Source organism: Segatella salivae F0493 (assembly GCF_000477535.1).
In the GTDB taxonomy this organism is placed as follows: domain Bacteria; phylum Bacteroidota; class Bacteroidia; order Bacteroidales; family Bacteroidaceae; genus Prevotella; species Prevotella salivae.
This window is the reverse complement of record NZ_AWGW01000029.1, coordinates 74892-89004: the sequence shown is the minus strand read 5'-3', so window position 1 is coordinate 89004 and position 14113 is coordinate 74892. Positions and strand designations below refer to the sequence as shown.

The following is a 14113-nucleotide window of genomic DNA, read 5'->3' as shown; positions in this document are numbered from 1 at the left end:
CTTTGCTTTCTAAAACAACACTATTCCTATCCTAATACATAAAGAGGGACACCATCAATTGGTGTCCCTTTCTTTATCAAATGAAACTTAACCGCGAATATTTCAATGCATTGCAGCCCATAAAAACTTAGCGAACAATCTTCTTTCCGCCTATAATATACACGCCATGAGGCAGACTTTCAACCCCTTTTCCATGCATATTAATCGCTCTTCCGTCTATAGTAAACACCCTATCTGAAACACTTTGCGTCTGCACCTGTATCTTTTTAACCGGCATAACCTCTTCAAACGGCATGTTACCAAAGTAATATAACCTGAAATTATCAAAGATACTCCAATACATATTGTCGCTAAACGTACAACGAATACCAAGTTTCAAACTTGAGTTTTCAGTCTCTACCCGAGCCGAAACATTGTTTTCATAGAGCCCATTTGCAAAATATTCACTCGCCGAAAGCATGTCGTTGGGAATATATTTGGCTGGATTGCTCGGCAACATTGATTCATTTCCAACCCCAATTGGCGTCTCACGAGCCTCAGTTACCGCCTGTTTCACCTTGCAAGAGCAGTCACCAAGATAGATTTCTGTAGTCACTTTATCGTCTCCTGACATGTGTGCTTGGTAAGCCGTTTCTGCTGAACCAGGACGTTGAAAGGCTTGAACACGCAGCTGATAACTGCCTACTGGCAAATTCGAAATCGTCTGATTGAAGTCAAAAGTGGCTTGATAGAACTCACCTGAAGAGTGATTTAAGGCTGGCTTTCCAGTCCAACCATTCAGTTGATCCATGCCGGGATTCATCACCATAAACGTCAAATCAAAAGGTTCATACTTACTCAATGGCGTCACATGTGACAGGAAATTATAGGCCAAAGCATGTGCTTCGGCTACTAAACTTGATAGTTTTCCCGCACTCGTTGCCGTCAAACGACGAGATTTAATGGCTTCCAACCCATCGTCAAAGGTCTTATCTGTGCCTGCAACATCTTCGCGATGAGGGGTAGAACGCAGTTTCTTCACAAGGTCAAGATAGTCATCTAATTGTTTAGAATAATCCTTCTTAGCTTGCATTTCTATCGATTCCATCGTGTTTTTATCAAGGATTAACCAGCGTTGTGCTGTGGCATCATTCCCCAAATTATAAGTGGCTGTCGTGAGTGTTGAACCATTTTCCGCACTCATTACCTTCGGACTCTCCGACCCATCGTTATGAATCATCCAATAACCTCTCACACTACTGCCCTCAACAACATCCTTTCGGCCACGCATCAAATGGAAAAGCACATCATCAGTTGCCCCATCTGCCTCGCCAGTTCGCATCGAAGAAGTGTGTGTGTCATAGGTAATCACATGACCAGTTGCCACATTTTTGAAGTTATAAAGACTCTTTTCGGCATTAAAAATGACGTGCCATGCCGCACTATCATTCGTCAAAACATCTTCTGAAGAGAGTTCTTTCAGCGCCAAACGCCCATCTTTTTGTTCGGTAACAAACGTCGAATAACGCCCATTTTCTATGGCTTCATTCTTCAAATAATAACGCTGATTATTCTCTTGTTCGAAGCTATATGCCGGCGTTGCAAAGCCTCCTGATGGTGGAAGTCCATCCTCTCCGAGTGCTTGAACGATAAGCGATTGAATGATATATAAGGCATCCGACCCATCATCTTCATGTGCTCCATTGATGCCATAAGGCCAAAAATGAATGTGATCTCCTGTTAATGTTGCCGTGTTATCATTCTCCCAGAAGCGTAAAACGGCTGTAGCGCGGTCGCCAAGCCATAGTCCGCGATTTCCATTTGAACGCATTCGACCATCCCACCAAGGGTTATGTGTGCCGACACCAACGCCATGTGCCATCTCATGTAGCATCGTTCCAGTGCGTTGATAGGCTGTGTTTGCCCCCACACGGATATAGCCTCCATAAGAACAATCGGCTGTAGGCGTGCCCGAATTAAAGCCAACATTGAACGTAACTCCATGTATAGAAGTGAGGTTGTTCCACCAATTTACGGCCGTCTTCATAGCCGCTTCTATTCGTGCTTTCGTTTCATTGTCACCACCATCTCGCAGCGTATACGACAACGTTCCTTTCGGAAGGGTGTAACATTTGACGTTATTGCCATAACCAACCAGCTTCCCTTGCGTGATAGCATAGGCGCGTATGTAATAACAAGTGGCTGGAAGGAGGTTCTTCATCCAATAGATTTGCCCCTTGTGATGAATGACTTCTGTTGTTCGTTCATCGCGAATGGTGGGGTTGGGTGACGTACTCCAGCAAACACCTTGCTCCACAATGTTTTCTCCTTTGACCTGAATACGGGCGAAAGCCATGGTAGATCCGCGTGCAAAACGACTGTCAGTAGTCACCAATGGCGCCTCTCCTGTGGGATTTGCCCAAGCAAATGTCTCGGCAGCCTGAGCCAGATGAACACGTGCTTGCATGACATTTTCAAGTGTGGCCGAGGCGTTATCATACACCTCTTGCGCCTTAGTGATGGCTTCGCGAAAGGCAGTTGCCGACGCATTTGAAGTTGAACCAAGTTGCTGTTTGGCCTGGTCAATATCATTCAACAAGTCGTGTTTCTTTATATCCACCTCAAATTTACCCACTGGAGTGTCTCTATAAAGATGGATAAAGTCCATACATACGCGTGCGAAATTGGCGCTTCCTCTGCTCTCTGGCGCTTGAAAACCAAGCTGAATACGGCCAGTTGTCGTCTCCGTTAGGGTGAAATGAACGACATCTTCGGTCCAGTTGTCAACCAAAAACGAGGTCAACGACGACTTAACAGGCGTGCCTCCATCAGGTAACCAGGCCATAAGTGAGATGCCAGAAGACTTATCACTACCATTAAAAAAGGCCGATTTCATCGTGTAATTTCCAGCTGGAAGCGTCACCGTTTGATAATATTTAAGCGCTTGTTCCCACCCCGTGCTCAAGGCAAGTACGCCTCCTGATGTCGAGCCATCAAAGGCTTTATCAGGTACTTTCGCTCCATTGAACGTCTTGTTTGTACCAATTTGATAGACACCCGCTATCGTATAATTTACTGAAAAGTCTTTGTTCCAACCGGGAAGTTCGCAAATTTGTTGCGCAACATTACCCGTTTCACCGACTGCATGGTCATAATTCGCGTTGAAATCGGCATTTTTTAAGTAAACATCGGATAGGTCATAAAGGGTCTGTCCATGGCAAACAACGCTGCCAAATGCACAGCACAAACTGATAAGAAATGGTTTAATAGACATGTTATTGATAGGTTAAATTGGATTGTTACAAAGGTTTTGCATGGCATCATGCCCTATTATGGGGCACAACACGAATGAGATTGCGTGGCAAATATACAATAAAAACAATCAAGATGCAAGCATCTGACAATATTTTTCGATTTATTTTTCCTCACACTTGCATAAAAATGATTTTGCCGTGTGCCATAAAACAAAGAATAAGGAAAGCGGAATAGTAAGATTACAAAACGCTATTCATAGCATCGAAAAAGCACCATTAGAAATTAAACTCATTCATTTTCGCGTATAAAATTCAGGGAAAAGCGTGGTGGAATATGATGAAGCAAAAGTCCCCTCATATGATTTTATAAGCTGTTGTGAATCAAGTGATTCAACCAATCAATAAGGAGCACGCGGCAATAGCTAACAAACGATAAAACGATTTGCGTCAAATCATGCCACATTTTGCGTCATTTCATCGCGTAAAACACGGCAATTTACGCGATGATTTGGCACAAATCATTTTACCATTGAACACAAATGAAAAGATGATAAATATTATTGGGAATACGCACAAAATATAAATTATGCGCAAAAAGGAATGTTATAGAGATGCAATGCCATCGGTGTCGCAGTAAATTCCCAATGAATGCACCCACCATTACGGATATTGCAATGACGCAACGCCGTAGGTTTGGTGCCAATATTCCAATGAATGTATTTGCCATAGTGAATGTTTCCGGCACGCAACATCGTGCGTTTTATGATGATTACTCAATGCATGTGTTTGACATTATAAATGCCCTCATAGTGCAACGCCGTAGGTGTTGTTCTTTTGATAGCCCGGGGTTGGCAAGGGACGAGCCTACCCCGGGCAAACGTTCACAAGGAGATTCAACGCCATAGGTGTTGAGCTTTTTCTTTGAAGGCACGCTTACAATGAAACATTTTATGGTGGATTGCGCTTAAAAAGCGCAACACCTACGGCGTTGTTCCCCTCACAACATACATTAACCCAGGGTAGCCTGCACTATCGTTTGGCAACCCTGGGCTATCAAAAGCACAACACCTACGGCGTTGAAATATATAATTTATAAAACAATTCCCCAATACCGCCAAACCAATTTCCTATGTTTTCAAGGCTAACTACACCCTGCTCTCTTCGAAAAACCATAGGACGCTATTCATGGAACCTGCGGAATGAGGAAAGCAAGGAGCTGGGGTGAGAAATTAAAACAAAAGCTTTACTTCCGTTTTAAGATGCGTTGTGCACAGTCAGACAGCACAACTAACGCACCGGCGAGAATCGCTGTATCTTTAATAACGAGTCTACCTGCGCCAGAAAGTAACGGGAATCCATGTTCGCCACTACCCAAATCGGGCACCCAACACTCAGGTGTCGTGACAAGGAACGACAGTGTTCCAAACGTCATAAGAATGACAAGACCAGATCCAACGAAGCCAATCTTGGGGAACCAAATGCCTAAGAGCGTCAACACTCCAAACGACATGATGAGCAATCCCAAGCCATGTGAGAAACCATAAGTGTTATTTTCCACATGCCACTCATGCTTTTTCTTATCAAACTCACCCTCTTTGAGCTTATTATCCTTGTATTCCGGAGCCTTCTTTTCATAGAAGAAGCTCATGAAAGGACTGTTAGCAACGAACGGAACGATGCCTTCGGCCTCATAATTCCAGAACTTTAATCCGCCAATCCAAATAAAAATAATGAAGATTGCAACGCGTATGAGATGCACACCCAAGCCGTTTAATGAGGCTGTTAAATGGAGAACTGACTCTACAAACTTTGTTATTCTTTCCATTGTTTAATCATTTTTTTTCGTTAATAATGTTGTTAAGTCTTGTGATGTCAAATCAACGACATCAAAAAGTACGCTGCAAATATAAGCAATTTAATTAATATTTTCCAATAGAAAGTATTATATTTCTTTGAAAAATGCCACATTCGTGGTATGGTTTTGATTTCAATGGCGTCTGAAGTGCTTGCGTTCATTTCTTAAAAAAGTAGAAAAAACATCATATAATAAGGTATAGCGTGAAAGTTTTCATTACTTTTGCGCACCAAGATAAAAGTTCATTAATGAGTATGCAAGAGAATTTAGTTATCGTAGAGAGCCCTGCAAAGGCGAAGACTATAGAGAAGTTTTTGGGTGACGACTATAAGGTGATGTCATCATATGGTCATATTCGTGACTTAAAGAAAAAGGAACTTAGTATTAATCCTAAGACTTTAGAACCAGACTATGAAATCCCTGACGAGAAGAAGAAACTCGTTTCAGAACTCAAAGCAAATGCCAAGAAGGCAAAAAAGATATGGCTTGCTTCCGATGAAGACCGCGAAGGAGAAGCCATTTCGTGGCACCTTTGCGAAGTATTAGGCTTAGACGAGGCTAAGACAAGCCGTATTGTGTTTCATGAAATCACGAAATCTGCCATCCTCGATGCTATCAAATCGCCTCGCCATTTGAATATGAACTTGGTCAATGCACAGCAAGCTCGTCGTGTACTTGACCGTTTAGTTGGTTTCAAATTATCCCCAGTTCTCTGGCGAAAAGTAAAGCCGGCACTCAGTGCCGGGCGTGTACAGAGCGTGGCAGTAAGGCTTATTGTAGAGCGTGAAAGAGAGATACAAGCATTCCATTCTGAACCATATTACCGCATCAATGCAGTATTTAGTATCACCAATTCTGACGGTAGTCAGGGAGAGGTTAAAACCGAATTAGACACTCGTTTCAAAACACATAAGGAAGCAATTGACTTTCTTGAGCAGTGTAAGGATGCCAAATTTAGCGTTGGAAGCATAACCAAGAAGCCATTACACCGCACTCCTGCCCCTCCTTTTACTACCTCAACACTGCAACAAGAGGCTGCACGTAAGTTGGGATTCACGGTGAGTCAGACCATGATGGTGGCTCAACGGCTTTACGAGAACGGTCATATCACGTATATGAGAACGGACTCTGTGAACCTCTCTTCACTTGCTATAAACACCAGTAAGGATGAGATCATCAAGCTATGGGGAAAGGAATACAGCAAGGTTAGAAACTATCATACGCATTCAAAGGGTGCACAAGAGGCGCATGAAGCTATCCGTCCCACATATATGAGTAACACTCAGATTGACGGAACGGCTCAAGAGAAACGACTTTATGAACTGATTTGGAAGAGAACGGCAGCCAGTCAGATGGCTGATGCACTGATAGACAAGACAACAATAACAATAGATATCGCCGGCAGTCAAGCCAAGTTTATTGCCAACGGAGAAGTCATTACGTTTGATGGCTTCTTGAAAGTCTACCGAGAATCAACCGATGAGGAAGACAACAACACGGAAGAGACTGCACATATCCTACCCGTTATGAAGGTGGGTGACGTGCTTGAACGTCATGAAATCACATCAACAGAGCGATTCAGCATGGGTCCTATCCGTTACACAGAAGCCAGTTTGGTGCACAAACTCGAAGAATTGGGCATTGGACGCCCGTCTACTTATGCTCCAACCATATCGACAATACAACAAAGAGAGTATGTACAGAAGGGCGACAAGAAAGGAGAAGAGCGCACCTATACTATTGATACGCTGAAAGGAACAAAGGTAACGAGCCGTGAACGCAAAGAGATGGTGGGCAACGAAAAGGGAAAACTGCTGCCCACAGATATCGGAATCGTTGTTAATGACTTTCTGATGGAAAACTTCCCAGACATCATGGACTACAACTTTACTGCCAAAGTAGAACAACAGTTCGACCAAATTGCCGAGGGAAATGAAGAGTGGAACTCCATGATGAAACTCTTTGATAAGAGCTTTGAGCCTACCATTGACAAGGTAATGAATGCTCGTTCGGAGCACAAAGCAGGCGAAAGACAACTTGGAGAAGAGCCAGGCACGGGCAAACCCGTGTTTGTTAAGATAGGAAGATTTGGCCCGGTAGTCCAGATTGGGTCTGCAGATGATGCGGAAAAGCCACGCTTTTCTCAACTGCCGAGCGACAAAAGTATTGAGACAATCACTTTAGACGAGGCGTTAGAGCTATTCAAACTCCCCCGCACAATAGGCGAATTTGAAGGCAGTGAGGTAGTGATTGGCGCCGGACGCTTTGGTCCTTACGTCATGCATAACAAGAAATATGTGTCTCTTCCCAAAGGAACAGACCCAATGAAAGTAACACTTGACGAAGCTATCCAACTCATTACAGAGAAAAGAGAGCAGGAACAAAAACGCCACATCAAAACATTTGAGAAAGATCCTAAACTCGAAGTGCTCAATGGTCGCTATGGTCCTTACATAGCTTATGACGGGAAGAACTATCGTATGCCTAAGACTTTACACGAAAAGGCCGCTGAACTGAGCTTTGAAGAGTGTATGAACATTGTGAACAATGCACCCGAACCAAAGAGCAGAAAGAAGAAATAAATGAGACGAATCATCTTCATCGGATACATGGGAGCCGGCAAAACGACAATTGGAAAGGCTCTCTCCAACGCTACAGGTATGGCTTTCTATGACCTCGATTGGTACATAGAAAGTCGTATGCACAAATCAGTGAAGGAACTATTCGATGAAAATGGCGAGACAGGATTTCGCAAAATAGAGCATAATATGCTGCATGAAGTGGCCGAATTTGAGGACGTTATCATCAGTTGTGGAGGCGGAACACCATGCTTTTTCGATAATATCGACTACATGAATCAACAGGGAGAGACCGTATATTTGAAAGCAAGCCCTGAGGTTCTCTATGGACATCTGAAGATGAGTAAAGTCATAAGACCTTTACTTTTGAATAAAACTGCCGAGGAGGTTAAGGTGTTTATACAAGATCAACTGACGCAACGTGAACCCTATTATGCCAAAGCTAAGTATGTGCATCATGTGGATTTGCTTGATAACTACGATAAAATTGAACGCTCTATTGAGCAATTAAAAACAATGCTAAGACTCTAATGTCAAGGCAACCATACATAAACGACTTTAATAATTACGTTTTTTTGACTGATAATGAAAAAGTGGACGATTGACGATTCAAAGGAACTCTACAACATTAATGGCTGGGGAACCTCTTATTTTGGCATCAATGAGAATGGCGATGTCTATGTAACACCCTGTAAAGACAATACAGAAGTCGACCTGCGCGACGTCATGGATGAACTTGCCTTGCGTGATGTCACGGCACCAGTACTATTGCGTTTCCCCGACATCTTAGACAATCGGATAGAGAAAACCTTTAGTTGTTTCCAGAAAGCAAAGCGAGAATACGACTATAAAGCAGAGAACTTTATCATCTATCCGATTAAAGTGAATCAGATGCAACCTGTAGTTGAGGAGATTATCTCACACGGACAGAAGTTTAATCTCGGTCTTGAGGCAGGCTCAAAGCCTGAACTTCATGCCGTCATTGCTGTGCAGTGTAAGAGCGATTCGCTTATCATCTGCAACGGATATAAGGATGAAAGCTACATCGAATTGGCCATGTTGGCCCAGAAAATGGGTAAACGTATCTTCATTGTCGTAGAGAAACTCAACGAACTTGATATCATTGCACGCGCTGCCAAGAAACTAAATGTGAAACCAAATCTTGGTATTCGCATCAAACTTGCATCGTCGGGATCGGGTAAATGGGCTGAAAGTGGGGGTGATGCCTCTAAGTTTGGCCTCACCAGTGCAGAGCTTTTAGAAGCCCTCGGCAAGCTCGACGCAATGGGAATGCACGATTGTTTGCGCCTCATTCATTTTCATATAGGCAGCCAAATCACAAAGATTAGACGTATACAGACAGCACTTCGCGAAGCCGCTCAATTCTATGTGAACCTTCATAAGATGGGATTCAACATCGATTTTGTGGATTGTGGTGGCGGACTTGGAGTCGATTATGATGGTACAAGGTCATCAAGCAGCGAGAGTTCTGTTAACTATTCCATCCAAGAATATGTCAATGATTGCGTCTATATGTTTGTAGATGCAGCGAATAAGAACGACATTCAACATCCTAATATCATTACAGAGAGCGGCCGAAGTCTTGCTGCTCATCACTCCGTTTTAGTCATTGACGTCCTTGAAGCGGCCAGTCTTCCGGAGATGAATGAGGACTTTGAGCCTAAGGAAAGCGACCATCAACTCGTCAAAGACCTTTATGATATTTGGGATAATCTTGATTCTCGCTCGATGTTAGAGGACTGGCATGACGCTGAACAGATACGAGAAGAAGCATTAGAGCTTTTCTCTCATGGCATCGTTGATTTGAAAACACGAGCTGAAATCGAAGCAATGTATTGGAGTGTATGCCATGAAATCAACATGCTTACAAAGACAATGAAGCATATTCCCGAGGAACTTAGGAACTTAGATAAGCTACTTGCCGACAAATACTTCTGCAATTTCTCTCTCTTTCAGAGTCTACCTGACAGCTGGGCTATCGATCAATTATTCCCTATTATGCCTATACAGAGACTTACAGAACGCCCAACACGCAACGCAACCCTACAGGATATCACGTGCGATAGCGATGGAAAAATAGCCAACTTCGTTACAGATGGTCATGTCGGCCACGTCCTTCCACTCCACCCTTTGAAGAAAAACGAACCCTATTATCTTGGTGTTTTCCTCATCGGAGCCTATCAAGAGATTCTTGGAGACATGCATAATCTCTTCGGAGATACCAATGCTGCCCACGTATCGGTTAAGGATGGGAAGTACCATATCGACCAAATCTTCGACGGAGAGACCGTAGAAGAGGTGCTCGATTACGTGCAATATAATCCTAAAAAGCTTGTACGTCAGCTCGAACAATGGGTTACTAAGAGCGTAAAACAAGGCAAAATATCGCTCGAAGAAGGCAAAGAGTTCCTCAACAACTATCGATCGGGACTCTACGGATATACCTATCTTGAATAGAACACCATTAAAATAAGGTAAGAAATCCCTGACTTCAAAACTTAAAAGACGTTAAAGCATAACATTTGCTGTAACAAAACCATTCACCAATCGTCATCAATATAGAGCGCAGATGAAGAATATCAGCTTCCGAAACGATGTATTGCCGCTGAAGAATAAACTCTACCGGCTTGCGCTTCGCATTACAATGAACAGCGCAGAAGCCGAAGACATTGTGCAGGAAACACTGATAAAAGTCTGGAACAAACGTGATATTTGGACCGAGTTAGAATCGATAGAGGCCTTCAGTCTCACGATATGTCGGAATCTTTCCCTTGATTCGCTCAAGAAGTACGACAACAACAACGACTCACTCGACAACAAAACTGCTCCAGAAAGCGCCTATAACCCCTACGAAGAGATTATCCATCGCGACAAGATTAGCGTGGTAAAGCAAATCGTAGACAGCCTACCCGAGAAACAACGAAGCTGTATGCAGCTGAGAGATTTTGAGGGAAAGAGCTACAAAGACATTGCTGACGTGCTCGGAATTACCGAGGAACAAGTGAAGGTTAATATCTACCGAGCGCGTCAGACGGTTAAAATTAAGTTTCAAGAAATAGAAGATTATGGATTATAAATACATTACTCAATTACTCGAACGCTATTGGAACTGCACGACTTCTCTTGAAGAAGAGCAGATTCTTAAAGCCTTTTTCAGTCAAGACGACATACCCGCCGAATTGCTGAAATACAAGCCTTTGTTCGACTATCAGACTGCCGAGCCGAGACAAGATGTATTGGGTAATGACTTCGACGAGCGTATACTGTCTCTCATCAACGAACCTGCGCCTGTCAAAGTCCGTATTATCACACTGCAACAAAAGCTCAAACCGCTTTTCAAAGCAGCAGCAGTGGTGGCAATCATGCTTACATTGGGCAATGCGGCGCAGGTTTCTATGAACAGTGATTCAGAGGTAACAACGCCCTCAATGCAATTGAATTCTGCCACACATAAAGGCAATTCAGTCGCACTAAGCGATTCCGCCGTCATCGATACGATGCATCATAGCAGCATCGAAGCAGTCGAAACGCCGGCCGAACCGATTCTAAAGTAGATATTTCTATGCTTTCTCTATAAATCATGTTTAGTTAAAACAACCAATGAAACTGTGAAGTTTCTATTCTCTCAAATTTTTCATAACATACTAACGACAGAGGGCCTGCACTCCATAATGAGTCGCAGGCCTTCTCGATTTTAAATAAATTACACATTCAATCCAAACAGATTGCAAGACGTTTCCCCCTAAAACTTAACCTTATTTGCCAAAGTTTTCTTCCTCAGAACAGGCATAATCCATCAACAACAAACTCTTCTTTAATGATGCTTCCTATCCGCTTTGCAAATTGTCTCTATTCGTTTGAAAAATAAAAGCTATCACTTTATCGTGTAAAATGGCCCATTTCATCGCATAAAATGATGCAAATCACAATACAAAATGACCTAAAACACAACGCCTTTTCTTTCATAACACAAAAAGAAATCTCGCATTTCGCATAACCTTTTGGTTGTCAATATTTTGCGGACACCATAAAAACGTCTTGTCTTATGATGTAAATTAATCTATCACCAACGTCGTTAGTCGCTCTTGTTGCATGAGTTCTGCAGCCACTTGCTGCATACTTTCCGCCGTCACTTCATCGATATGACGGAACAATGAGTTAAGATCGCGCTCCCAACCATAGTGCAAATAGCTCTTACCGAAGTCCAAAGCGAAGCTCTCTCTGTTGTCACATGCCACCCCAATCTGCCCCTTTATTTGTTTCTTTATGGCTCTAAGCTGGGTGTCAGACAAGGGCTTTTGGATGACACGATCAAGCTCTTTACGCACCAATTTCAGACAACGTCCGACGTCTTTTGGGTCACATCCAAAGTAAATTGCCCATACACCGGTGTCACAATAACTAACCATTGAGCTCTCAACCGTATAGACTAAACCATGTCGTTCGCGTAGAGAGAGATTCAAACGCGCATTCATTCCCGGCCCACCTAATAAGTTATTGAGCAGATAAAGGCTCATTCTTCGCTTGTCATGAATGTCATATCCGCGTGTGCCCACCATCACATGAGCTTGATGAGTGCCATGGTTTTTCTCGATGAAATCGGGCATATTTGGAGGTAATGGCTGATTTAATGCTGGCTCGATGATAGGTTTTGATGGGGCAAAATCACTCGTTGCACGCTCCAAAAGCCTAACAACGCGCTTGAAATCTACGTCACCATAAAGAAAGAAAATGCTGTTTTCAGGACGATAATAGCGTTGAGTGAAGCGCTGTGCATCGGCAGTTTTAAAGCTTCTTACACGTTCCGCTGTGCCAAGAATATTATGTCCTAAGGCATGATTGGCAAAGAGAAGGTTCTCAAATTCATCATAGATAAGCTCGGCAGGAGAGTCATTATAGCTCTCAATTTCATCACAAATAACTTCTACTTCCTTATCTATCTCGGCCTGAGGATAGGTACTATAAAACACGATATCCGTCAAAAGGTCTATCGCTCTCGCTGTATGCTCCTTCAAAACTGCCGCATAATAGACCGTATCTTCTTTGTTTGTATACGCATTTAAGTCGCCTCCCACACTCTCAAGTGCATTGCTGATATGCCATGATTTGCGTCGTTTCGTGCCCTTGAACGACACATGTTCGCAGAAGTGGGCCATGCCTTCATAGCCTGGTTCCTCGTTTCTCGTACCAACGTTGAGTTCATATCCGCAATAAACGACATTCGAATCAGACGATTGATGAATGACACGTAAGCCGTTAGAAAGCGTCATTGTATTATATAAATTCATGGTGCAAAGTTACTTAAAAATTTGCATTTGCGCGTGGAATCGTTTACTTTTGCAGTAAAATATAACGGCAGTTATCCTGTCTTGACCACCTTATGAGGGGATAGCAAGCTTCATTTCTGCAAACAAAACTCAAAGACTGACATCATTATGCGTAAGGTAATAGGAATCGGAGAGACCACTTTTGACATCATTTTCAAAGACAACAAGCCCATCAATGCAGTGCCGGGAGGCTCGGCTTTCAATGCCATCATCTCGCTCGGACGCTCGGGTGTTGACACCACTTTTATTGGAGAAGCCGGCAACGACCGCGTGGGCAAGGCCGTTATTGACTTTCTTCATGACAATGGTGTACGCACAGAATACGTCAATTGCTATCCCGATAGCAAATCATCGCTGTCACTTGCCTTCCTCGATGAGCACAACAATGCCGATTATCTCTTTTATAAGAGTGACCCACACGACCAGTTTGATTTCACTTATCCAGAGATAAACCGCGATGATATCGTGCTTTTCAGTTCGTTTTTTGCCATTAATCCCATCATACGTCCACAGATGTTAGCCTTCTTAGAGCATGCCCATAGTCATGGAGCAATACTCTATTACGACGTGAACTATCGTGCTTCACACCGCAATGAGGTGATGAGAATCACACCAAATCTTATTGAAAACCTTGAGTTTGCAGACATAGTACGAGGCAGTAACGAAGACTTTGAGGTGATATATAAGCTGAATGATGTGGATAAAGTGTATCATTCTGAGATTAGTTTCTATTGCAAGAACTTCATCTGTACACGCGGAAAAGATCCTATTTCGGTGCATGCTGAAGGCAACTTCCATAAAGATTACGACATTGAAAGCCTCAAAACAGTGAGCACAATTGGGGCTGGTGACACCTTTAATGCAGGCTTTATCTATGGCCTTCTCCGTCAACACATCACGCGAGATGATATTCAAAACGGACTGACCGAAGCGCAATGGGATCGCCTTATCGCTTCAGGTAAGGCCTTTTCTGCCGAATGTTGCAAAGATATCTATAACTATGTAGGCAAGGAATTCGGTTTGTTGAAGAAACAAGAACTTTGATTATACGGCGATAACTTCGGCAAAATTCAACGCCTTTCATCTGTTTTGAGAAGT

The 14113-nt window shown here is 43.0% G+C and carries 11 protein-coding genes; 8 read left to right on the top strand and 3 right to left on the bottom strand.

Annotated elements, in window-relative coordinates; genetic code table 11:
- Window positions 1–127 precede the first annotated feature (127 nt).
- Window positions 128–3253, bottom strand: a complete 3126-nt coding sequence (locus HMPREF9145_RS10540) for a hypothetical protein (RefSeq protein ID WP_036907441.1) — start codon at window positions 3251–3253, stop codon at window positions 128–130.
- Between the two features lie 624 nt (window positions 3254–3877).
- Between HMPREF9145_RS10540 and HMPREF9145_RS10535 the strand changes: the two genes are divergently transcribed.
- Together HMPREF9145_RS10535 and HMPREF9145_RS13845 are read left to right on the top strand one after the other, a co-directional pair.
- Window positions 3878–4138, top strand: coding sequence for a hypothetical protein (locus HMPREF9145_RS10535; RefSeq protein ID WP_036907438.1), 261 nt, complete (start codon window positions 3878–3880; stop codon window positions 4136–4138).
- A 53-nt stretch (window positions 4139–4191) separates the two neighbouring features.
- Window positions 4192–4329, top strand: a complete 138-nt coding sequence (locus HMPREF9145_RS13845) for a hypothetical protein (protein WP_196809776.1) — start codon at window positions 4192–4194, stop codon at window positions 4327–4329.
- Window positions 4330–4476: 147 nt separating this feature from the next.
- Here the strand turns inward: HMPREF9145_RS13845 and HMPREF9145_RS10530 are convergent, their stop codons facing one another.
- Window positions 4477–5058: a DUF417 family protein gene (locus HMPREF9145_RS10530; protein ID WP_021826340.1), complete on the bottom strand. Its 582-nt coding sequence runs from the start codon at window positions 5056–5058 to the stop codon at window positions 4477–4479.
- Between the two features lie 284 nt (window positions 5059–5342).
- On the opposite strand from HMPREF9145_RS10530, the gene topA reads away from it, so the two are divergent.
- The 5 genes from topA (at window position 5343) to HMPREF9145_RS10505 (ending at window position 11242) form a co-directional block, all read left to right on the top strand.
- On the top strand, window positions 5343–7670 hold the full coding sequence (gene topA / locus HMPREF9145_RS10525) for a type I DNA topoisomerase (RefSeq protein ID WP_036907504.1): 2328 nt from the start codon (window positions 5343–5345) through the stop codon (window positions 7668–7670).
- Window positions 7671–8198 carry a shikimate kinase gene (locus HMPREF9145_RS10520; protein WP_021826377.1) on the top strand — a complete coding sequence of 176 codons (528 nt, stop codon included), beginning with the start codon at window positions 7671–7673 and terminating at the stop codon, window positions 8196–8198.
- Window positions 8199–8252: 54 nt separating this feature from the next.
- Entirely contained in the window at window positions 8253–10145 is a 1893-nt protein-coding gene (speA, locus tag HMPREF9145_RS10515) for a biosynthetic arginine decarboxylase (protein ID WP_021826308.1), read from the top strand.
- A gap of 112 nt (window positions 10146–10257) precedes the next feature.
- Window positions 10258–10764, top strand: coding sequence for an RNA polymerase sigma factor (locus tag HMPREF9145_RS10510; RefSeq protein WP_007134835.1), 507 nt, complete (start codon window positions 10258–10260; stop codon window positions 10762–10764).
- Window positions 10754–11242: a hypothetical protein gene (locus HMPREF9145_RS10505; RefSeq protein ID WP_021826333.1), complete on the top strand. Its 489-nt coding sequence runs from the start codon at window positions 10754–10756 to the stop codon at window positions 11240–11242. Before HMPREF9145_RS10510 ends, HMPREF9145_RS10505 begins: the two co-directional genes overlap by 11 nt.
- A 501-nt stretch (window positions 11243–11743) precedes the next feature.
- Here the strand turns inward: HMPREF9145_RS10505 and HMPREF9145_RS10500 are convergent.
- Entirely contained in the window at window positions 11744–12976 is a 1233-nt protein-coding gene (locus HMPREF9145_RS10500; RefSeq protein WP_021826320.1) for a M16 family metallopeptidase, read from the bottom strand.
- A gap of 147 nt (window positions 12977–13123) precedes the next feature.
- Here HMPREF9145_RS10500 and HMPREF9145_RS10495 point away from each other — a divergent pair, with 147 nt between their 5' ends.
- A complete protein-coding gene (locus tag HMPREF9145_RS10495) occupies window positions 13124–14059 on the top strand; it encodes a PfkB family carbohydrate kinase (protein ID WP_021826399.1) in 936 nt (311 codons plus the stop codon).
- The last annotated feature ends 54 nt before the right edge of the window (window positions 14060–14113 follow it).